14 protein-coding genes and 2 tRNA genes are annotated in these 21,460 nt (G+C 65.9%); 1 reads left to right on the forward strand and 15 read right to left on the reverse strand.

What is annotated here, in order from left to right:
- Positions 1-16 precede the first annotated feature (16 nt).
- Positions 17-1,936: a 1-deoxy-D-xylulose-5-phosphate synthase gene (gene dxs / locus G7B67_RS00055; protein ID WP_166205927.1), complete on the forward strand. Its 1,920-nt coding sequence runs from the start codon at positions 17-19 to the stop codon at positions 1,934-1,936.
- 109 nt (positions 1,937-2,045) lie between these two features.
- On the opposite strand, the gene G7B67_RS00060 is transcribed toward dxs, so the two are convergent.
- The 15 genes from G7B67_RS00060 to G7B67_RS00130 form a co-directional block, all read right to left on the reverse strand.
- Positions 2,046-3,713 (reverse strand): M4 family metallopeptidase, encoded by a 1,668-nt coding sequence (locus tag G7B67_RS00060; RefSeq protein ID WP_166206802.1) that lies wholly within the window; start codon positions 3,711-3,713, stop codon positions 2,046-2,048.
- A gap of 168 nt (positions 3,714-3,881) precedes the next feature.
- A complete protein-coding gene (locus G7B67_RS00065; RefSeq protein WP_166205930.1) occupies positions 3,882-4,415 on the reverse strand; it encodes a hypothetical protein in 534 nt (177 codons plus the stop codon).
- 44 nt (positions 4,416-4,459) lie between these two features.
- On the reverse strand, positions 4,460-4,924 hold the full coding sequence (locus tag G7B67_RS00070; RefSeq protein WP_166205933.1) for an EF-hand domain-containing protein: 465 nt from the start codon (positions 4,922-4,924) through the stop codon (positions 4,460-4,462).
- A gap of 5 nt (positions 4,925-4,929) precedes the next feature.
- Entirely contained in the window at positions 4,930-6,138 is a 1,209-nt protein-coding gene (locus tag G7B67_RS00075) for a TIGR03032 family protein (protein WP_243412182.1), read from the reverse strand.
- A 129-nt stretch (positions 6,139-6,267) separates the two neighbouring features.
- Positions 6,268-12,870, reverse strand: a complete 6,603-nt coding sequence (locus tag G7B67_RS00080; RefSeq protein ID WP_166205939.1) for a hypothetical protein — start codon at positions 12,868-12,870, stop codon at positions 6,268-6,270.
- Between the two features lie 251 nt (positions 12,871-13,121).
- Positions 13,122-13,198 (reverse strand) — tRNA-Pro (locus G7B67_RS00085).
- A gap of 117 nt (positions 13,199-13,315) precedes the next feature.
- Positions 13,316-13,672 carry a MerR family transcriptional regulator gene (locus G7B67_RS00090; protein WP_166205942.1) on the reverse strand — a complete coding sequence of 119 codons (357 nt, stop codon included), beginning with the start codon at positions 13,670-13,672 and terminating at the stop codon, positions 13,316-13,318.
- Positions 13,665-13,982, reverse strand: a complete 318-nt coding sequence (locus tag G7B67_RS00095) for an integration host factor subunit alpha (protein WP_166205945.1) — start codon at positions 13,980-13,982, stop codon at positions 13,665-13,667. The genes G7B67_RS00090 and G7B67_RS00095 overlap by 8 nt, the downstream gene beginning before the upstream one ends.
- A 45-nt stretch (positions 13,983-14,027) precedes the next feature.
- Complete coding sequence (gene pheT / locus G7B67_RS00100) at positions 14,028-16,418, reverse strand: phenylalanine--tRNA ligase subunit beta (protein WP_166205948.1); 2,391 nt, start codon at positions 16,416-16,418, stop codon at positions 14,028-14,030.
- A 111-nt stretch (positions 16,419-16,529) separates the two neighbouring features.
- A complete protein-coding gene (gene pheS, locus G7B67_RS00105; RefSeq protein WP_166205951.1) occupies positions 16,530-17,540 on the reverse strand; it encodes a phenylalanine--tRNA ligase subunit alpha in 1,011 nt (336 codons plus the stop codon).
- Positions 17,541-17,737: 197 nt separating this feature from the next.
- Positions 17,738-18,097, reverse strand: coding sequence for a 50S ribosomal protein L20 (gene rplT / locus G7B67_RS00110; RefSeq protein WP_166205954.1), 360 nt, complete (start codon positions 18,095-18,097; stop codon positions 17,738-17,740).
- 11 nt (positions 18,098-18,108) lie between these two features.
- A complete protein-coding gene (gene rpmI / locus G7B67_RS00115) occupies positions 18,109-18,306 on the reverse strand; it encodes a 50S ribosomal protein L35 (RefSeq protein WP_072756407.1) in 198 nt (65 codons plus the stop codon).
- Positions 18,307-18,588: 282 nt separating this feature from the next.
- On the reverse strand, positions 18,589-19,113 hold the full coding sequence (gene infC / locus G7B67_RS00120; RefSeq protein WP_207780847.1) for a translation initiation factor IF-3: 525 nt from the start codon (positions 19,111-19,113) through the stop codon (positions 18,589-18,591).
- Between the two features lie 53 nt (positions 19,114-19,166).
- On the reverse strand, positions 19,167-21,071 hold the full coding sequence (gene thrS / locus G7B67_RS00125; RefSeq protein ID WP_166205957.1) for a threonine--tRNA ligase: 1,905 nt from the start codon (positions 21,069-21,071) through the stop codon (positions 19,167-19,169).
- Positions 21,072-21,344: 273 nt separating this feature from the next.
- A tRNA-Val gene (locus tag G7B67_RS00130) sits at positions 21,345-21,419 on the reverse strand.
- Positions 21,420-21,460: the final 41 nt, after the last annotated feature.

Genomic DNA, 21,460 nt, shown 5'->3' on the forward strand with positions numbered 1-21,460 from the left:
CGGCGAAAATGGGCGGATGACCGAAACCTTCCCGATCGACGCCGCGCGCTACCCGCGCCTGGCGCGAATCGACTCGCCGTCCGACCTGCGCCAGCTTCCGATCGAAGAACTGCCAGCGGTCGCGGAAGAACTGCGGACGTACCTGATCGAGTCGGTGGGCAAGAGCGGCGGACATTTCGGCGCAGGACTGGGCGTGATCGAATTGACGATCGCCCTGCACTATCTGTACGACACGCCGGAAGACCGCATCGTCTGGGACGTCGGCCACCAGAGTTACCCGCACAAGATCCTGACCGGCCGCCGCGACACCATCCGCACGGTGAAGCAGAAGGATGGCGTTGCGCCGTTCCCGAAACGGGAGGAAAGCGCGTACGACACCTTCGGGGTCGGCCATTCGTCGACCTCGATCTCCGCAGCGCTCGGCATGGCCATCGCCAATGCCCACGCGGGCAACGACCGCAAGGTCGTGGCCGTGATCGGCGACGGCGCGATGACGGCGGGCATGGCCTACGAGGCGCTCAACCACGCAGGCGGCATGGACCCCGAACCCAACCTGCTGGTGGTGCTCAACGACAATCGCATGTCGATATCGGAAAACGTCGGCGGAATGACGCGCATGCTCGGCCGCATGACCGGCAGCCGTGCGCTGAACGCATTGCGCGAAGGCGGCAAGAAGCTGCTCGGGGACAAGAACAACCCGACCGCGCGGTTCGTCCGTCGCTGGGAAGAACACTGGAAAGGCATGTTCGTGCCCTCGACGTTGTTCGAGGAAATGGGTTTCCACTACACCGGCCCGATCGACGGCCATGACGTCGAAGCGCTGGTGGCCACGATGCGCACGCTGAAGACGCTCAAGGGGCCGCAGCTGCTGCACGTGATCACCACCAAGGGCAAGGGTTACGAGCTTGCCGAGGGCGACCAGATCGGCTACCACGCGGTGTCGCCGTTCGACCCGGAGCAAGGTGTCGTCAGCAAGGCGGCGGCAAGGAAACCGACCTATACCGATGTGTTTGGCGACTGGCTGTGCGACATGGCCGCGGCTGATCCGAAGCTTCTGGCGATCACGCCGGCAATGCGCGAGGGGTCCGGGCTGGTGCGGTTCAGCAGGGAATACCCCGACCGCTATTTCGACGTCGCGATCGCAGAACAGCACGCGGTGACGCTGGCGGCGGGCATGGCCTGCGAAGGAGCCAAACCGGTCGTCGCGATCTATTCGACCTTCCTGCAACGCGGATATGACCAGCTGGTGCATGACGTCGCGATCCAGGACCTGGATGTGCTGTTCGCCATCGATCGCGGTGGCGTGGTCGGCCCGGACGGCGCGACCCATGCCGGCAACCTCGACCTGAGCTTCCTGCGCTGCGTGCCGAACATGGTGCTGATGGCTCCATCCAACGAGAACGAGTGCCGGCAGATGCTCAGCACCGGCTTCGCGATCGATGGGCCGGCGGCCGTGCGTTATCCGCGCGGGAGCGGCCCTGGCGTGGCGATCGAGCCCTCACTGGCAACGCTTCCGGTCGGCAAGGCCGAGATTCGCCGGCGTGGGACGCGCATCGCGCTGCTGGCATTCGGAGCGATCGTTCCGGCCGCCGAGCAGGCAGGTGCCGCACTGGGCCTGACCGTTGTGAACATGCGGTTCGTGAAACCGCTCGATCGCGCGCTGTTGCTGGAGCTGGCGACTTCGCACGAGGGACTGGTCACGCTGGAAGACAATGTCGTTGCCGGTGGCGCCGGTTCGGGCGTGGCCGAGCTGCTGGCGGCCGAAGGCATCGCCATGCCGATATTGCACCTGGGGCTGCCCGACGCATTCCAGCACCATGCCAGCCGGGAGCAGTTGCTGGCCGAAGCAGGACTCGACGCCGACGGCATCCGCGCAGCGCTGTCGGCGCGCTGGCCCGCGCTCGCAAGCATGCCCTCGATGAGTGCGGTTGGCTGACCAAGCCGGTCTTATGGCCGCTCGATGGATCTTCCGCCCTGGCTTGGGCCATGTCGCCGAGAAAAACGGCCCGCTTGCGCGGGCCGTTTCATTCACTGCTGCCGGAAGCTCAGCGAAGCGTCGGCGCGGGGGCCGCGACTCCAACCGCATCCCACGCTGCCGCCACCGCGGCGTACTTGGCCGAACCGAAGCCGTACAGCTCGGTTGCCGCATCGAGCGTCGCCGCACGTGCCCCCGCGTAGTCGGTATTCGACGTCATGTAATGGGTCATTGCGCGGTACCAGATCTGCTGCGCGGCCTTGCGGCCGATCTTGACCAGACTGGTATTCCCGTTGCACACCAGGTCGGCCACCTTCAGGTTGGCCCAGGTGCCCGCTCCGAAGCCACTCGGCACCGTCGCGCCCGCGACGAGCAGGTAGTAGAAGTGGTTGGCGACGCCAGAACTGTAATGCACGTCCAGGTCGCCGATATCGCTGGAGTAGCAGTCCCGCGAACCTCCATCCAGGCTGGGCTTGAACATGTAGCGCAGTGCCTTGGTGCCGTCGTTGTGCGTGAAAATCTTCTCGCCGATCATGTAGTCGCCCGGGTCTTTGGCGTTGTTCGCGTAGAACTCCACCATGGTGCCCATGATGTCCGAATTGGCCTCGTTCAGTCCGCCCGACTCGCCTTCATAGTTGAGATTAGCGGTATTGGACGTGACCCCGTGCGACATTTCATGGCCGGCGACATCCAGCGCGATCAGCGGGTTCGCCGTCACGCCGTTGTCGCCATCGCCGAAGGTCATGCAGAAGCAGCCGTCAAACCAGAACGCGTTGAAATAGTTGCGCCCGTAATGCACGCGGCTCAGGGCGCCCTGGCCGTTGTCGGCAATGCCATGGCGGCCGTGGACATCGAGGTAATAGTCCCAGGTCATGGCAACGCCGTAATGGGCGTCGGCGGCGACGGTCTTTGAACTCGTCAACGTCCCGGTGCCCCACTTGTTGTCGGCATCCTTGTAGGTGGAACCCATGCCGGCGGTGCGCATTGCCATGTTGGTGGTATAGCCATTCCCGCGCGTCTGGTCGATCAGCTCGTAGTGACCGCCACAGTTGGTCGTGTTCAATGCCACGGCACCTTCGGTGAGGGTCTTGCCACTGCCGACGGCCGCCGTGGCCGCTACGTTGCGGGTCTGCTGCGTCACGCTCGAGATGCAGCTGCCATCCGGACCGGGGATGGCCGTTTCAACGGTATCCCATTGCTTCAGGACCCGGCCGCTGGTGGCATCGACGAAATAATGCATGTCGGTCGGGGTCTGGTCGCGCTTGATCCCCGAGAAGACGACTTCATACGCCAGCACCGGCTTCGCGCCGAGCGCGTAGACAACCAGGTGTGCCTTGGGCGCACCCTTGAAGCCGGCGCCAAACCGGGTCCCGGCTTCGACGATGGCGTGGTTGGCGTCGATGGACGGCACCAGCCCGGGACGCGCGGTGGTGGTCAGGGTCTGGCTGACGCCGACGACCTTGCCGTTGCGCGAGTGCAGGACGAAATCCCCGCCAATCACCGGCAGGCCGCGATAGGTGCGCTGGAACCTGACGTGTTCCGTGCCCTTGGCATCGATATCGGCATCGGAGGCACGGAATGCATCCGCCGAGGCACGCCGCACGACCTTCGCCGCGGGCCCGTCGATCAGCGCCTTCGCGCGAACCACCGCCGAGGAATGCAGCGCGTTGCCGGCGAATGCCGGCGCGGAAGCAGCGAGCGCGGACACGATCGCAATGGTTAACAAACGGGACTGCAGTTGCATGGATTTTCCCCCAGTGAATGATGATGCCCCGAAGGCGGAGCGAGACGGCTTTGACGCGAATTGGCGATGACCCTTGCCAGGCCACTTGGCGATCCTTGACTCCGCGGATGCCATCGCCGGCTCCGCTTCCACGAAATTTCGCTTGAACGCTTCCCTCCCGAGCTAACCCCGCACTGCCTGGCGCCCGCCCGGCGATGCCGCGCGCCTTTGGATGACGGTCGGCGGCAGCAGCAGTGCGCCCTCGAAGTACGAGACACGCAATTGCAGGCCCCGCGGCGAATAACCGATGAATGTCGTGGCGGCACTCTGGGCCATGTTGTAACGCGCCGCGAGCTGCGCGTTCTCCAACTCCAGTAGGATGCCAAGGCTCTCCGGCGCGGCCAGTGAAGCGTTATAGGCCTGCAGGACGCCTTTCGCGGATTCGAAGAACGGCCGCGTCTGGTTCTGTCCCCGGACCTCGGGCGTGAAGAACTGCCGGTAGTAGTACATCGGCTGGCGCAACCGCGGCAGTACCCGCAACACCGCGGTCCCGACGCCGCAGAGCGCACCATTCGTGCCGCGGGCGACACAGACGGCCTGGTCGGCGCGCGTGGCGGCCGATGCTGGGTCGGGCATGGCCTGGCCCCGCTGCCACATCGCCACGAGCTCTGCCTTCAGCTCGGGGGTGACCTGCTTCCAGACGGGGATGATCTCCATTGCCACGGCTGACCTCGGTTCGGGACTGCGAGCCATGCTCGAAGTCACGGTGCTTTGCGTGGGGCAGGCGTCGCCGCCTGCGAGGACACCATGCGGCGCACCAGTTCCACGTATTCGTCGAACTCCAGGCGCTGGTCCCGGTTGCGATCGAAGGTGGACAAGGGCTGCGCCGAGGCGCCGGCGCGCTTGACGAGCGCCAGGCTTGCGTACTCGCCGGCATCGATGGCGTCGTTGTGGTTGGCATCGACCGCCTGGAATTGACCATGCAGGCGGGCCTGGATTTCACCCGCCCGCCGCAATGCCTTCCAGCCCTGCTGGAATTCGGCAAGCGACAGCACGTGGTTGTGGTCGTTGTCCCACCTGCCGAAGACAACCCCCGCTTCACTGCTGGCCGCTCCGCCCTGCGGCGCTTTCGCCGTCGCGGCGGCGGGCGCTGGAGCCTGGGCGAAAGCGGGAGCGCAAAGCAGCACGCACAGCGCGCCGGAAGCAACCATTGCAGGTGCGCCCATCCGGATCATGGTGTCGGAACCTCGCTGGCAATATCGGATTCGAAGGTGATCAGGTCGCGTATTTCGGGCGTGCGCAGCCCGATCATCATCGGGTTGCGCACGTTGGGCAGGAAACTGATGTCGAAGATCTCGCTGATGTCGCCTTCGAACCGGATCCAGTTAAGTACATCGCCATTGGTCAGCGACACGATCTGCACTCCGCACCACGGATCGGCGTCGCGCTTGCGAAGCTCTTCGTCCAGCGGCAGGCCTTCGAACCGCTGGTTGCGCGGCTTCGACAGGCCAACGGCAGCAACGTTGCCGATGATCGAAAGCCCGCGCAGGAACCCCGGGCAGAATGCCAGCGGCACGAACTTCTTCTTCTCGAAATCCACCCAGCCAAGGTGGCCGCTACCGGCCTCGAGGACCCACAGCCGGCCGTTCGCCCAACGCGGCGAGTGCGGCATCGAGAGGCCTTCGCAGACGATCTCGTCCGTCTCGATGTCGATCACCACGCCGCCATCGTGCCTGCGGTCGCGCCAGCCATCGACCGCGTCGCTCCGGCAAACGGCCGTCACGTATTTCGGGCGGCCATCGACCATCGCCAGGCCATTGAGGTGGCAGCGATCCTCCGGCGCGAGCTTGCTGATGAACTTCGGCTTCCAGATCGCCTTGAAGCTGTGCGTCTGGCTCAACTCGGCCAGGCACGAATACTTGGTGTTGACGAAGACCACCTTGCCGTCGCTTCGGATCCCCAGCTCGTGGATGTCGAGGTCGCCGATGGTCTGTGCATTGCGCGGCACATAGCATTTGTCGAACTGGCCGTGGATCACCTCGTTCGAACGCAGGACGTTCTCGAAACGCCACAGCTGGTACAGCCCACCAAGGTAGATGCGCTGGGCGTTGCCGACGATGCCCATCGCGCGCTCGAAGATCCGCTCGAAGAACGATACCCGTCCCTGCTTGTCGCTACCGACCAGGTACACGCGCCCGGTCTGGTAGGAGGAGATCGCGAGCGAGATGCGATTGCTGGCCAGCCACCCGGCCAGGCCACGCGAGCAGGTCTTTTCCACCTTCAGCTGGGTAAGGTTCTTCGGTGCCGCCGGGCCCGCGGCCGGAGCCTGCGGACCGGGTGCCGCCTGCCCGGCGGAAACCGCGTCCAACCCGGTTTCCAACTGCGCCTTGTCGCCGACCTCATCGATGGAACCGGCTTCGGGATTTTTCTCAACTGACACGACTGGCTCCAACCGCCCGGGCGATGCAGCCCAAGCCTACCTGCAAACGCACGATGGCACATCGGACTTCCAGCGGCGGTTTGCCGCTGGAAGATGTCATGCCTGCATGTCCCGTCGACCTGCGACGGGTTACCAGCTGTAGCGCATGACCAGCTGGCCGCCGACGACGCCCTGGAGGGCACCGCCGTCGGTCCAGTTCGCGCCGCCGGTGACGGAGAACCCGCCCTGCTGCGCGCCCAGGCCCAATTCCACCATCGCACTGGTGCCCTTGGTGCTGGTGAAGCCACTGAACGGGCCTACCGTGTAGTTGCTCTCGCCGTCGAACTCGCGGACGGCATTCACGGAACCGTATGGAGTCAACGACCAGCTTCCCGCCTGCATCGCCTTGCTGAACTGGACGCCGAGGCGGCCGCGGGTTGAAGCTCCGCCGTTGGGCTGGAAGCTGATTCCCGCACCCTGGATCGCGCTGAAATCGCCGACGCGGCTGCGGGTGTACTGGACCTCAGGCGTGATCGCGATCCCGCCGGCATTCCAGGCCGTGTAGCCCGCCTCCAGGTTGAAGGAGCCGCCATTGCCCTTGGTGTCCTGCGCTCCGCCCGCCGACTGGAAGTCGGCATCGAAGTCCAGCCAGCGATAGGACGCGTCGATGTAGAAGTTCGGCGCGATCCATGTGGCGTACATGCCGAATGCGTTGCTCTCCAGATGGTCGGTACCCGCCCCCGCGCCCGTCAGGCGCTGCGTTCCCGTCGTCTTGGCCGTCAGCAGGCCGATGTTGAGGTCGCTGAAGATGTTCACGTTCAAGCCGAACTCAGTTCCGTCGTTGCTCTGGTCGTAACCGAACGAGCCATTCGAGCCGAAATTGGACGACTGGTGCGCCAGCTTGACCGAACCGCTGTCGCCGAACGCACGCACCCACGGGCTCAGCCCGATCTGGTCGTCGCGTCTGGCTGGCATCACGCCCATCCGCTGGCGCCAAGTCCCGGTCTGGCTGGTGATCAGGCCGTGCGCCACCGCGGCCACCGAGGCACCCAGTGAACCAGAGTCGTTCAGGCCATTGACGTCCAGGCCCACCGAGAAGATGTCGGCATCGGCATTGCTCGGATCGATCTGGCTGATGACGTTGACCGTGAGGTCCAGGAAGCTGCTGTCGTCATAACCGACGACATGCCCCCCGACGAAGGACGCTTCGCTGGAATCGCCCGAGATCTGCGCGAACTGGATCGGATCGACGTGCGCGGAAAGCGGCACGCCGTTCAGACCGACATCGACCGACTGCGACCCGACCACGCTGCCATTGACGATCAACTGGTCGGCCGATCCGGTCACGGGATTGATGTCGACCGCGACCGAACCCGTGCCGCCAAGATTGCCATTGATGGTCAGTGCGTCGTCGGTCGCCGCATCGACCATGTCGAGCACGCCGTTGTTGGCAAGCGGCAGCGCGTTGGGTCCCGCCACCAGTGCGACCGCGTAGCCCATGTCGATCACGCCCGCGCCCTTGACGAGGATGCGGCCGTCGTTGACGAAGCTGTTGCCCGCACCGCCACTGGCGTCGAGGTCGATCGCGCCATGCGCGAGCACGATGGTGCCACCCGACGCATTGACGAACGCGTCGTCGCCGGCGCCAGTGTGGAGCTCGCTGGTATTGGAGAGCAGGATCGTGCCACCCGTGCCGTTGGTGATGGCATCTTCGCCGGCGCCGAAGTCGGTCGTGCGATTGATGACATGCCAGACGCCGCCATCGCCATTGAACATGGCGTCGTCGCCGCCGGCCGTGATGATCGCCCCGAAGACGTCTCCGTAGTTGGCGACCTGCTGCACGCCATCGCCACCGCTGATCGCCACCTTGCCCTGGAGCGTGGAGAAGCTGCGCAGCAGGCCACTGTTGACCACCGTGGCCACGCCCGTGGCCGAATCGGCCCGGATGGCGACCGCATAGTCGCTATCGGTGGAGTTGACCTGGCCGGAGTTCTCGACCAGGACGTCGCCATAAGCCTGTGCGCTGACGCCGATCGCGATGGCGCCGTCGACCGATTCGGCAGTGATCAATCCGCCGTTGTGGACCTGGGCCGCACCGTCGCTCTCCACTGCGACGCCGGTCGCCGTGGCGCCCACGTACGCGGTGGAGGCATCGATGTTGCCGATGTTGACGACCGAGGCAATGCCGCCGGTGGCCTCCGCCTTGGCGCCCGTGGCCTTGCCGTCCGAACTGTAGGCATGAATCGTGCCGCTGTTGCTGATCGTGGCGTCGCCTGCGTAAGTGATGGCCAACGCACCGAAACCGGAGCCGTAAGCCTGCGCCTGTACGCCGCCGGCGTTGTCGATCACCACGTTGCCGGCGATTGAAATCCCCAGCACGCCAGCCGCGAAATCATAGGCCGACACGGCCTCGATATCGCCGGATCCCAGGTTGCTGATCCCCACGTCGCCCTGGCCGGACGTTGCCGAGATGCCGTAGGCATACTTTGCTTCGACCGAGATCGAGCCGCTGTTGGTCACCATCGCACCGGTGTTGCCGCTCACCTGGATGCCCGTGGCCAGATACATGGGCGCCGTCGCGACGATCGATCCGGTGTTGCCTGCGAAGGCCGCTCCGTTGGCCGAAGCGGACACGATGCCGATCGCGCTGTAGTAACGCATGGCCGTGGATGATGCGTCGATGTGGCTGGAGTTGGTGACGTTGGCATCGCCGTTGAAGGCAAGCGCCATCGCACCGTAGCTGTTTCCCGCCGAAACCGTGGTTATCGATCCGGCATTGCTGATGTTCGCGTAGCCGTCCGACGCAGCGACGATGCCGATCGCGTTGTAGCCGTACATGTTGCCCTGCTGGGCATAGATGCTGCCGCTGTTGGCGACCGAAGCCGAACCGCCTTCGCCCCTGGACGACACGTCGATGCCGGTGGCGCCGTAGTAGGCGATCGCGGCGATGTCGCCGCTGTTGGTCACGGCGACGTTGGCGCCATCGTGTTCGCTTGCGGCACGGATGCCGGTTGCGAGCAGGATGTAGCTGTTGTCCGCACCGCCCGCCGAAATGCCGGCGGTATTGCTGACCGAGACCGATCCGTCGCCGCTGGCGTAGATGCCGGTGGCATAGGTGCCGACGACATTGATGGTGCCGCCATTGGCGACCGTTGTTCCGCCTGCACCGCCGGTGGCGAAAATGCCGTAGCCGGTGCTGCCATAGTAGGCAACCACATCGATCGAACCGGTGTTGGTGACGCTGGCGCGGTCCGATCCCTGCGCCTCGATGCCCGCCGCCCAATGGTAACCATTGGCATAGATGCTGCCGGCGTTGGCTACATGGACCGAACTGCCCGATGCGAAGATGCCGTCGGCCGGCGCGTAATACGAATAGACGCTGATGTCCCCGTCGACCGTGTTGTCGATTCCGACGTCGCCCGCGGACGCGTAGCCGTACATGCCGATCGAGTGGCCACCGTAGGAATACGTCTCGATCGAGCCGCTATTGGTCATCGAGACCGAACCGCCCCCCGAATAACCCTGCATGCCGATCGCATCGCCGCCGTAGGCACCTGCGTAGATCGATCCGCTGTTGACGGCCGTCGCATCGCCATCACCCGAGGACGCCACCAGGCCAAGGGCCCTGTAGTAGCCGCCCGAGTACACATTGATGTCGCTACTGTTGGAAACGCTGACGTTGCCGCTTGCCGAATAGCCGGCCATGCCCACGGCGACGCCATAGTCCGCGGTGACGTCGATCGAACCGGTGTTGCTCAGGCTAAGGGCGCCGTCCTCGGTGACCAGCGCGATGCCAACGGCGGTACCGTACTTGGATCGGGCGTCCACGGAGTAGCTGCTGGTCATCGTCGCCGAACCGGCGCCATCGGCACCGACGAACGCGCCGATCGCACCATATTGGCCATAAGCCTGGATTTCGCCCGCATTGTCGACATCGACCGAGCCGCCGGACGTAAAGGCGTACAACCCCATGGCATAGCCACTGGGTGCCACTGCTCCAATCAGGCCTTCGCTGCCGTTGGTGATCGAAATATCGCCGCCAGACGTCGCGGAGATGCCATAGGCGTGTCCGTACTGGCCGTACTTGTTGACGCCAGCGCTCAGCCCCTCGTTGGAAATGGTGAGCGAATCGCCACCGTAGGCCTGGATGCCGACGGCCTTGGAGCCGAAGCTCGTCCCGCCAATGGCGACCCCGTAATTGGTCACGGTGGTCGTTGCACCCGTCGCGAGGATGCCGATGCCATCGCCGTATTGCGACAGCCCCGCGGAGTATTTCCCGTTGACTACCGAAACATCACCCGAAGCGGCCCGCGCGAACATCCCGATGCCGGGGCCGACGTAGCCATAGCCGTAAGCGGTGCCGGTATTGAGAGAGTAAACGTCGCCGTTACTGCTGCTGGCGAATGTTCCAACCCCCTCGGCGAATCCATAGCCCTTGCTCGAGCCGGCGTTGTTGATGGAAACGTCGCCATAGGTCGAGATGCCGATCACCCCGATGCCGTAATAGCCATTGGCGACGATTTCGCCCGTCTGGGCGTTGGTGATCTGGGCCAGCCCGTTCCCCGATTCCGCGAACGCACCGTAGGCGAATGCGGCTCTTGCATACACGCTGCCGCTATTGGTGAGCGTCGCCCCGGCGACGCCGTTTGCAACGAGCGCCTGGCCGAAATAATTCCCGTACACGCTCACGCCGCCGCTGTTGTCGAGCACGGCGGTGCCATTGGACGATGAAGCCACGGCTCCAAAGGCGTTGTAGCCGAGTGCCTCGATACCGCCGCTGTTGCTGACGCTGGCTTCGCCATTGAAGGCAAGCGCCTGCACGCCATACGCCGTTCCACTCGTGGCAGCGTAGATGCTGCCGGAATTGCCGATGCTGGCGTCGTCGTAGCCCGAAGCGAGGATGCCGGTTGCGCCATAACCGTACGGGGTATACGCAACCGCCGTCACCCCGCCGGAATTGCTGACGCTGGCGGAGCTCGCGTCCCCGATTGCTGAGACGCTGATCCCGAACGAACCGTAGTTGCTGATGGCCGTGATGCCACCATCGTTGACGACGGTGATGTCTGCCGCGCCATAGTTGGTGGCGGCGTAGATCCCGGTCGCCAAACCGGCCGAGCCATTACCAGCGCTGATGCCGCCGGTGTTGGTGATATCGGTTTCGCCATCGGCCATCACCTGGATGCCGGTGGAGTAATAGCCGGTCGCGGTGATGCCGCCCGCATTGGTGACGGCAACGCCGCCTTGGCCACCCGTCGCGTAAATGCCGAACGCCTGGCCGTAATACCCCGTGGCCGCTACCGAGATTCCACCGTTGTTGACGACGGTGGTGAGGTCGGTGGACTGGGCCTCGATGCCCGCCGCCCAGGTGCCCCCCGTGGCGGTGATGCCAGCAGTATTTGCCACTCCCACATCCAGGCCGCTGGCGAAGATCCCGTCCGCGATGCCATCGCTGGACGTTGCCGTCACGGAGCCGCCGTTGCTGATGAAGACTGTGCCTGCGGCTGCGTAGCCGTACATGCCGGTTGCGGTGCCGTATTGGGCACTGGCAGCGATACCGCCACTGTTGTCGAGGTTGACATTACCAGTGGTGGAATAGCCAAGCACGCCGATCGCAGTGCCATAACCCGCGGCGGAGACGTCGATGCCCCCCGCATTGTTCGCCACCGCCGAAGCATAGGCGTCCGCCTCGATGCCGATCGCAAGGCCGGAATAGCCAGTCGCATCGACCGTGATGGCGCTGGTGTTCTGGGCGTAGGCGTCCCCGTAGGCCGAAATCGCGATGGCGCCAACCGCGGTGCCGTACTCGCCGCTCGCCGAGGCGTCGATGACGGCGGTGTTGACGGCCGCCGCCTGCCCGTAAGCCGTCGCTTCGATGCCGACCGCCAAGCCGTACGTACCGCTGGCGCCCGCGTTGATCGACCCGTTGTTCGTAACGGTCGCGTCGCCGTTGGTCGAGGCGCCGTAAAGCCCGGTGGCCGTGCCATACGTTCCGGTGGCCTGCGCGTTGATCGCACCATTGTTGGCAATGGACACGTCGCCGCCGCCCAAGGCGTAGATGCCCCAGGACTGGCCATTGTCACCGGTCGCCGTCGACGTGATCGTGTGGTCGTTGCGGACGTCATTGATATAGCCGGCCGACTCGACCTCGATCCCTGCCGCCCACGTGTAACCGGTCGCGTTGATGTCGCCCGTGGTGTAGCCGGTCCAGACATTACCGGCGGTGAAAAACGCGCCATCGGCCAATCCATCGGTCGAGGTGACCGTGTTCGCGCCCACCCAAAAACCGTAGGTCACGCCCGGGTAGCTGCCATACCAGCCGATGGCGTCATCGGAGCCGGAGACACCGCCGGGGCCCGGCGTGGCCGCGACCACGGTGGTCAGGTCGGCGACATCACCCGCGGAGGCCGAGACCGGCATCGACCCGGCGTGGAGCATGATCGCGTTCGGCGCTGCAACCCGCGACCAGCCCTCGCTCGCGCTGGATGCGTAGACGCTGGTCGGGGCGAAGTCGTCATGGACGGTCGTGAGATCGACGACCGGCTGCAATGCATCGCGCCTGGCGAGGTCGTAATGGATGGCCGTGGTTGCGGGGATCGCAAGATTGGCTGCAAGCACGCCGCCGCTGGCGGTCAGGGCCAGCGTGGTGGCCGAGATGGCCAGGGCGCTGCGGATGGCACGGGTGACAGGTGCAACCTTGATGACGCGCGCATGCCGACGCTTGGCCAAACCAGCCCGGTTCTTCGAGTCGCTCATTGGATCCCCACGGAATGAAAGTACTGTCCGCGCTTCCGATGGATGCGCGGCGCCCCCTGTTACTTCAGCGTGCCGGCCACATGGGCCCGCATGCACCTGAAGTATAAACACGGCGTGAAGGGGGAATGCAATTCCTTGACGGCGATCCCGCATTGAACAGGGCGCAGTCTGGCTGAATCGTATATATGCGCTGCCGCTTGCCACGACGGCCATCGGCGATGGCCCGCGCCCGGATTGCCCGGGCGTGAAATTGGTCGGGACGGCCGGATTTGAACCGACGACCCTCTGCCCCCCAGGCAGATGCGCTACCAGGCTGCGCTACGCCCCGACATCGGGAAAGTATAGCCGGCATCGGCCGTTCGACGGGAGCCGCGCGTGATGATTTCAGGATTCGCCCACGGATCGATGCGCTCCAGCGCGCCGCCGGCCTGGAAAACCGGCTTGATCAGCGCCGCAGCAACAGCAGCACTTCTTCCAGCTCCATCCGCACCTGGCGCACGATCTGCGAGCTCAGCGCGGATTCCTGCCTGGCGCCCTCGCCTTCCAGCCGCAGGCGCGCGCCGCCGATGGTGTAGCCCTGTTCGTACAGCAGGCCGCGGATCTGGCGCACCATCAGCACGTCATGGCGCTGGTAGTAGCGGCGGTTGCCACGGCGCTTGACCGGCTTGAGCGAGGGGAATTCGGTTTCCCAGTAACGCAGCACGTGCGGCTTGACGTCGCACAGCTCGCTGACCTCGCCGATGGTGAAGTAGCGCTTGGCCGGGATCGCCGGCAGTTCGCGGTTGCTGCCCGGATCAAGCATGGACACCTCCGGCCGCGCCGACGCCGGCGAAGGCTTCGACGCGTTCCTTCAGTTTCTGCCCCGGACGGAAGGTCACCACCGTGCGCGCGGAAATCGGGATCTCCTGGCCGGTCTTGGGATTGCGGCCGGGTCGCTGGTTCTTGCGGCGCAGGTCGAAGTTGCCGAACCCGGACAGCTTGACCTGGCGGCCAGCCTCCAGCGCCTCGCGCAGGGCATCGAAGAACGCATCGACGAATTCCTTCGCCTCGCGCTTGTTGAGGCCGACGTCCTCGTACAGGCGCTCAGCCATTTCCGCCTTGGTCAACGCCACATCGTTCCCCTGTAAACGATCCGCCATTGGTTGCTTGGGAATCCGCTATTCACGGATCCGCGCGCCATGTTCGCGTTGCAGGGCGGCGGTCACCCCGGCCACCACCACGTCCACGTCGCGGTCGGTCAGGGTGCGCGAATCCTCCTGCAGAATCAAGCCCATAGCGAGACTCTTGAACCCCGTTTCCACCCCCTTGCCGGCATAGCGGTCGAACAGCCGCAACTCCCGCAGGGCGCCGCCAGCAGCCGCTTTCACGGTCGCCTCCACCGCGGCCCAAGGCAGGGCATCGGCGACGACGAACGCGAGGTCGCGGCGGACGGACGGATAACGCGACAGCGGCTGCGCCCGGGCGACCGAGCGCTGCGCGAGCGGCTCAAGATCGAGTTCGAAGGCGACCACCGTCGCGTCGATCCCGAGCGCCTGCTGCAGCTGCGGGTGCAACTGCCCGATCCAGCCCAGCGCCTGGCCGTTGCGGAAAACATCGGCCGAACGCCCCGGGTGCCCCCACGGCGCCTGCGACGGTCGGTACTCGAGGGTCGCGCCGGACAGCGCCGCGAGGCTGTCGAGGTCGCCGCGCAGGTCGTGGAAGTCGACCTCGCGCGCGGCGATGCCCCATTGCTCGGCTGCGGCATCGCCGCAGGCGACGCCTGCCACGCGCGTCGTCTCCAGCGGCGCCGCGCCGGCCCCAGCCGCGGCGGCGAACACGCGCCCCAGCTCGAACAGGCGCACCCGCGGCTGCTGGCGCGCGAGGTTGCGCGCAAGCGAGGCCACCAGCCCCGGCAGCAGGCTGGTGCGCATCACGGCAAGTTCGGCGCTCAGCGGATTGGCCAGCGCCACCGCGCCATCGCCCAGCGTCCATGTCGCGAGCAGGCCGGCGTCGACGAAGGCGTAATTGATCGCCTCCAGGAAATCGCGCGACGCCAGCTGGCCGCGCAGCGCGGCATCGGCCACCCGCGTCTGGCTCGGCGCCGACAGGCGCGTGGCGCCACCCGGCAACGTCGCGGGGATCGCGTCGTAGCCATGGATGCGGGCGACCTCTTCGACCAGGTCTTCCTCGATCGCAAGGTCGAAGCGGCGCGTCGGCGGCGTCACGCGCCAACCCTCGGCGATCGCGTCGACCGCCAGGCCGAGCGCGCTGAGGATGCGCTGCACCTCGCCGTCCGCGATGGCGGCGCCGAGCACGCGCTGCAGGCGCGCGCGGCGCAGCAGGATCGGACGCGGCGTGGGCAGGTGTGCGGCGAGCACGGCTTCGGTCACCGGCCCCGGCACGCCGCCGGCGATGTCCAGGATCAATCGCGTCGCGCGCTCGACCGCCACGCGTGGCAACTCGGGATCCACGCCGCGCTCGAAGCGATGCCCGGCGTCGGTGTGCAGGCCCAGCCGCCGGCCGCGGCCGATGATGGCGGCCGGCGCGAAATGCGCGGCTTCGAGGAAGACGTTGCGAGTGCTGTCGGTCACGCGCGTGTCGTGGCCGCCCATGATCCCGGCCAGCGCCAGCGGCCGGCCTTCCGCAGCGGCGCCATCGACGACCAGCAGGTCACCGGCCTGCAAGGCCACGTCGCGGCCGTCGAGCAGCTTCAGCGCCTCGCCAGCGCGCGCATGGCGCACGCCGACCGGGCCGTGCAGCAGGTCGCGGTCGAACGCGTGCATCGGCTGCCCGAGTTCGAGCATCACGTACTGGGTCACGTCGACCAGCAGGCTGACCGGGCGTATGCCACTGCGTCGCAGGCGCTCGGCCATCCACGCCGGTGTCGCGCGCGAGGCGTCGACGCCTTCGATGACGCGGCCGACGTAACGCGGTGCATCGGCGCCGGCCCGCAACTCGATCGCAATGCTGGCGTCGCTCGCCGCTGGGACCGGCGCCGCGTCGAAAATGGCGACCTGGCTCCCGCAGGCGGCGGCCACGTCGTAGGCGATGCCGCGCACGCTGAAGCAGTCGGCGCGATTGGGCGTGAGCTTGAGTTCGATGCTGGCGTCGGGAAGGCCGAGGTACGCCGCAAGCGGTTCCCCGATCGGCGCATCGTCCGGCAGTTCGAGCAGCCCGGAGGCGTCGGCGTCGATGCCCAGCTCCCTGGCCGAGCACAGCATGCCGTTGGATTCGACGCCCCTGAGTTTGGCCGCCTTGATCGTGAGATCGCCGATGCGCGTGCCGATCGTCGCCAGCGGCGCGACCAGGCCGGGCCGCGCGTTGGGCGCGCCGCAGACGATTTGCAATCGTTGCCCTGCCCCGGCGTCGACCTGGCAGACCTGCAGGCGATCGGCTTCCGGGTGTTTGGCGCACTCGACGATGCGCGCGACGACGACGCCATCGAGCCCGGCGCCGACGACGGTCATGTCTTCGACCTCCAGCCCGATCGCCGTCAGCGTCGCCGCGAGTTGATCGCGGCCGGCCGTGATGGCGACATGTTCGCGGAGCCAGTTTTCAGGGAATTTCATCGATGTCCATCTCGCGTGGCCCGGATAAGCCCAGCGCATCCGGGGCGTTGCAGCAGCGTGCGGAACAACCCCCGGGTGCGCTGCGCTTACCCGGGCTAACGTGGCGATCGGTCAGGCGAACTGGCGCAGGAAGCGAACGTCGTTGTCGAAGAAGCTGCGCAGGTCATCCACGCCGTGGCGCAGCATCGCGAAGCGCTCCACGCCAAGGCCGAACGCGAAGCCGGTGTAGCGTTCCGGGTCGATGCCGATGTTGCGCAGCACGCTCGGATGCACCATGCCGCAGCCGAGCACCTCAAGCCAACGCATGCTGCCGTCGGGTTGCTGCCACGCGATGTCGACCTCGGCGGAAGGCTCGGTGAAGGGAAAGTAGCTCGGACGGAAGCGCATCGCGAAATCGCGCTCGAAGAACGCGCGCACGAATTCGGCCAGCGTGCCCTTGAGGTCGGCGAAGTTGGCGTGCTCGTCGACCAGCAGGCCTTCGACCTGGTGGAACATCGGCGTGTGGGTCTGGTCGCTGTCGCTGCGATAGACCTTGCCGGCCGCGATCATGCGCAGCGGCGGCTGGCCGCCGCGCGCAAGCAGGTCCTGCATGTAGCGCACCTGCACGCCGGAGGTGTGCGTGCGCAGCAGGCGGCCATCCTCGAAGTAGAAGGTGTCGTGCATCGCACGCGCCGGGTGGTGCGGCGGGAAGTTCAGCGCCTCGAAGTTGTGCCAGTCGTCCTCGATCTCCGGGCCATCGCTGAGCTCGTAGCCCAGGCGGGCGAAGATGTCGACGATGCGCGCCAGGGTGCTGCTGACGGGGTGGATGCCGCCGCGGGCGGCGTTGCGGCCGGGCAGCGTGACGTCGATGGATTCGGTCGCCAGGCGCACGTCGAGGGCGGCGGCGTCGAGCTCGGCCTTGCGCGTGGCGAGCGCGGCGCCGAGGGTGTCGCGGGCGCGGTTGATCGCCTCGCCGGCGGCCTTGCGCTGGTCGGGCGGCAGCGTGCCCAGCGCCTTGAGTTGCGCGGTGACGGTGCCGCTCTTGCCGAGCAGCGCGACGCGCAGGGATTCCAGCAGGTCAGGCGACGTCGCTGCCGCGATGTCCGCCAGCGATTGCTGGATCAATGACTCGATGTCACTCATTGCGACGATCTCCGGCGACGAGATCGTCATTCCCGCGCAGGCGGGAATGACGGCAAACATTCCCTGCAACTGGATCCATGGCCCGGTCGATCAAGCCATGGCCCCCGAAAACGAACATGGGGAAGGACTTGCGCCCTTCCCCATGCGTGTACTGCATTGTCACGACCACGACGCGAACGCCGTGGGCGGCAACGAACTTACGCTGCGAGCGCGCCCTTGGCCTTTTCCGCCAGCGCCGCAAAACCCGCGGCGTCGTGCACGGCGATGTCCGCCAGCACCTTGCGGTCGAGGGTGATGCCGGCCTTCATCAGGCCGTTCATGAAGCGGCTGTAGCTGATGCCGTTGATGCGGGCGGCGGCGTTGATGCGCGCGATCCACAGCGTGCGGAACTGGCGCTTGCGCTGCTTGCGGCCGATGTAGGCGTACTGCAGGGCCTTCGTCACCGCCTGTTTGGCGACGCGGAAGACCTTGCGGCGGGCGTGGTAGTAGCCCTTGGCCTGCTTCAGGATTTTCTTGTGGCGCCGACGCGCCTGTACACCACGTTTGACTCGTGCCATGTCTTATCTCCTCACAGGTACGGAAGCATGCGGTCCAGACGGCCTGCATCCTCGGGACGAACATGGTTCGTCTGCCGCAGGTTGCGCTTCCGCTTGGTCGCTTTCTTCGTGAGGATGTGGCTCTTGTTGGCGTGGCCGCACTTGTACTTGCCGGAAGCGGTCTTCCGGAAGCGCTTGGCCGCCGCCCGATTGGTCTTGATCTTGGGCATTGCGGGAGGGTCCTTGTCGTTTCTGTCACTGGCTGGGCGGTGGTCATGGACCACGCTTTCCGTCCTGCCCTTGCCGGTCGTAAGTCGTTGATCCCCAAGGATTGACGACAGGTTCCTGGTAGTGCGGGTACAGCACCCGGCGAACCGGGCCGCGCATTATGCGGGCCAGACGGCCAGGTTGCAAATAAAACCTTGGGAATCAGCGGGTTTGCCGGGGTTTGTCGCATGTCGCCGCCCCCACCCCAACCCTCCCCCGCTGCGCGGAGGAGGGAGCCGCCCAGGTCAGGTCTTCTTCTTGGGGGCGATCATCATCACCATCTGCCGGCCTTCCAGGCGCGGACGAGATTCGATGACGATGTCCTCGCCCAGGTCGGCCTCGATCCGGTTGGCCATCTCGCGGCCGAGCTCCTGGTGGCTCATCTCGCGGCCACGGAAGCGGATGTTGACCTTGATCTTGTCGCCCTCTTCCAGGAAGCGGCGCATGTTGCGCAGCTTGATCTGGTAATCGCCCTCGTCGGTGACGGGGCGGAACTTCATTTCCTTGATCTCGACCTGGCGGGTCTTCTTCTTGGCTTCGTTGGCCTTCTTCTGCTGCTCGAAGCGGAACTTGCCGAAGTCCATGATCTTGCAGACCGGCGGATCGGCATTGGGCTGGATTTCAACCAGGTCCAGGCCTTCCTCCTCGGCCTTGGCGAGGGCTTCGTCGCGCGACAGCACGCCGACCATTTCGCCATCGCTGCCGATCACGCGCACACGGGGTACGCGGATTTCGTTGTTCTTGCGGTTCTGCTTTTCAGGGGTGCTGATGTTGCGATCTCCGGAGTGGAACGTGCCGGTCGCGACGCGGCCGGGCCAAGTGTTCAGCTAGGGACGTGCTCGTCATGTAAACGCGCGGCGAAATCGGAGACGGACATCGTCCCCAGATCCTCCCCCGAACGCGAGCGCACGGCCACTGCGCCATTGTCCTTCTCGCGATCCCCGACCACCAGCAGGTATGGCACCCGCTGCAGCGTGTGCTCGCGGATCTTATAGCCGATCTTCTCGTTCCGCAAATCGGCGGCGACGCGGAAGCCTTGATTTGCAAGGGTTTTCCGGACCTCCTCGGCCCAATCGGCCTGGGCGTCGGTGATATTCAGGACCACGGCCTGGACCGGTGCCAGCCAGGCCGGGAAATTGCCGGCGTGGTGCTCGATCAGGATGCCGATGAAGCGCTCCATCGAGCCCACGATGGCGCGGTGCAGCATGACGGGGTGGCGCTTCTGGCTGGTCTCGTCGACGTATTCGGCGCCCAGCCGGCCCGGCATCATGAAATCGACCTGCATCGTGCCCAGCTGCCAGGTACGGCCGATGGCGTCGCGCAGGTGGTATTCGATTTTCGGCCCGTAGAAGGCGCCCTCGCCCGGCAGCTCCTCCCATTCGACGCCGCAGGCGCGCAGGGCATTGCGCAGCGCCGCCTCGGCCTTGTCCCAGGTCGCATCGTCGCCCAGTCGCGGCTCCGGACGCAGCGCAAGCTTGAGCTGGACGTCGGTGAAGCCGAAGTCGGCGTAGACCTTCATGGCCTGCTGGTGGAAGGCGGTGACCTCGGACTCGATCTGGTCCTCGGTGCAGAACACGTGGCCGTCGTCCTGGGTGAAGCCGCGCACGCGCAGGATCCCGTGCAGCGCGCCCGATGGCTCGTTGCGATGGCAGGCGCCGAACTCGCCGTAGCGGATCGGAAGGTCGCGGTAGCTGTGCAGCCCCTGGTTGAACACCTGCACGTGGCCCGGGCAGTTCATCGGCTTGAGCGCGTAGGTGCGCTTCTCCGACTCGGTGAAGAACATGTTGTCCTTGTAGTTGTCCCAGTGCCCTGACTTCTTCCACAGCTCGACGTCGAGGATCTGCGGGCAGCGGACCTCGCCATAGCCGGTCTGCCGGTACACCTTGCGCATGTACTGCTCGACCACCTGCCACACCGACCAGCCCTTCGGGTGCCAGAACACCAGGCCCGGCGCTTCTTCCTGCAGGTGGAACAGGTCCTGCTGCCGGGCGATCTTGCGATGGTCGCGCTTCTCGGCTTCCTCGAGCTGCGTCAGGTACGCCTTGAGGTCCTTGTCATTCAACCAGGCGGTGCCGTAGATGCGGCTGAGCATCTGGTTGTTGTGGTCGCCGCGCCAGTACGCGCCCGCGACTTTCATCAGCTTGAACGCGCGCAGCTTGTCGGTACCGGGCACGTGCGGGCCGCGGCACAGGTCGGTGAATTCGCCCTGCGTGTAGAGCGAAAGCTCCTGGTCGGCGGGGATCGACTCGATGATCTGCGCCTTGTACTCCTCGCCGATGCCGCGGAAGAACTGCGTCGCCTCGTCGCGCGATTTCACGCTGCGCGAGACCGGCATGGCTTCCTTGACGATCTTCTGCATCTCCGCCTCGATCGCCGGCAGGTCCTCCGGCGTGAACGGGCGCTCGAAGGCAAAGTCGTAATAGAAGCCGTTGTCGATCACCGGGCCGATGGTGACCTGCGCACCGGGGTACAGCCGCTGCACGGCCTGCGCGAGCAGGTGCGCGGTTGAATGGCGCAGCACGTCGAGTGCGTCGGGATGCTTGTCGGTGACGATCTCCAGCGCCGCGTCCTGGTCGATGCGGAAGCTGGTGTCGACGAGCCTGCCGTCGACCTTGCCGGCCAGCGCGGCCTTGGCCAGGCCGGGGCCGATGGACGTGGCGATTTCGGCAACGGAAACGGGCTGGTCGAATTCGCGGCGCGAGCCGTCGGGGAGCGTGATGGCGATCATGGGTCCGATGTTCTAATGGGATCGACGTGGGCAGCGGACGGTGCGTTGAGCCTGGATTGTCCTGGCGCGCGGCGGCGCGGCCATCGACTCATCGCACCCGTCATCGCCGGCAGCGAGACAACAAAAAAGCGCCACGAGGGCGCCTGGACAGTTCAGCCTTCGTGGACGGATCAGCAGTGGGCCGTGGTAGTGCTCATGTCGCACGCTCGGCCGGCGTTTCCGCGGGCCACCTGTCTGGATTGATGTCTGCCGAAGCCGCCACGCATCGCTGCGTGGTGGGCGGTACAGGGTTCGAACCTGTGACCCCTACCATGTCAAGGTAGTGCTCTACCGCTGAGCTAACCGCCCGCAGATCCCCTTGCGGGCGCGCAGTCTAGCCGATGGCGGCG

Source organism: Cognatiluteimonas telluris (assembly GCF_011320095.1).
Classification (GTDB): domain Bacteria; phylum Pseudomonadota; class Gammaproteobacteria; order Xanthomonadales; family Xanthomonadaceae; genus Cognatiluteimonas; species Cognatiluteimonas telluris.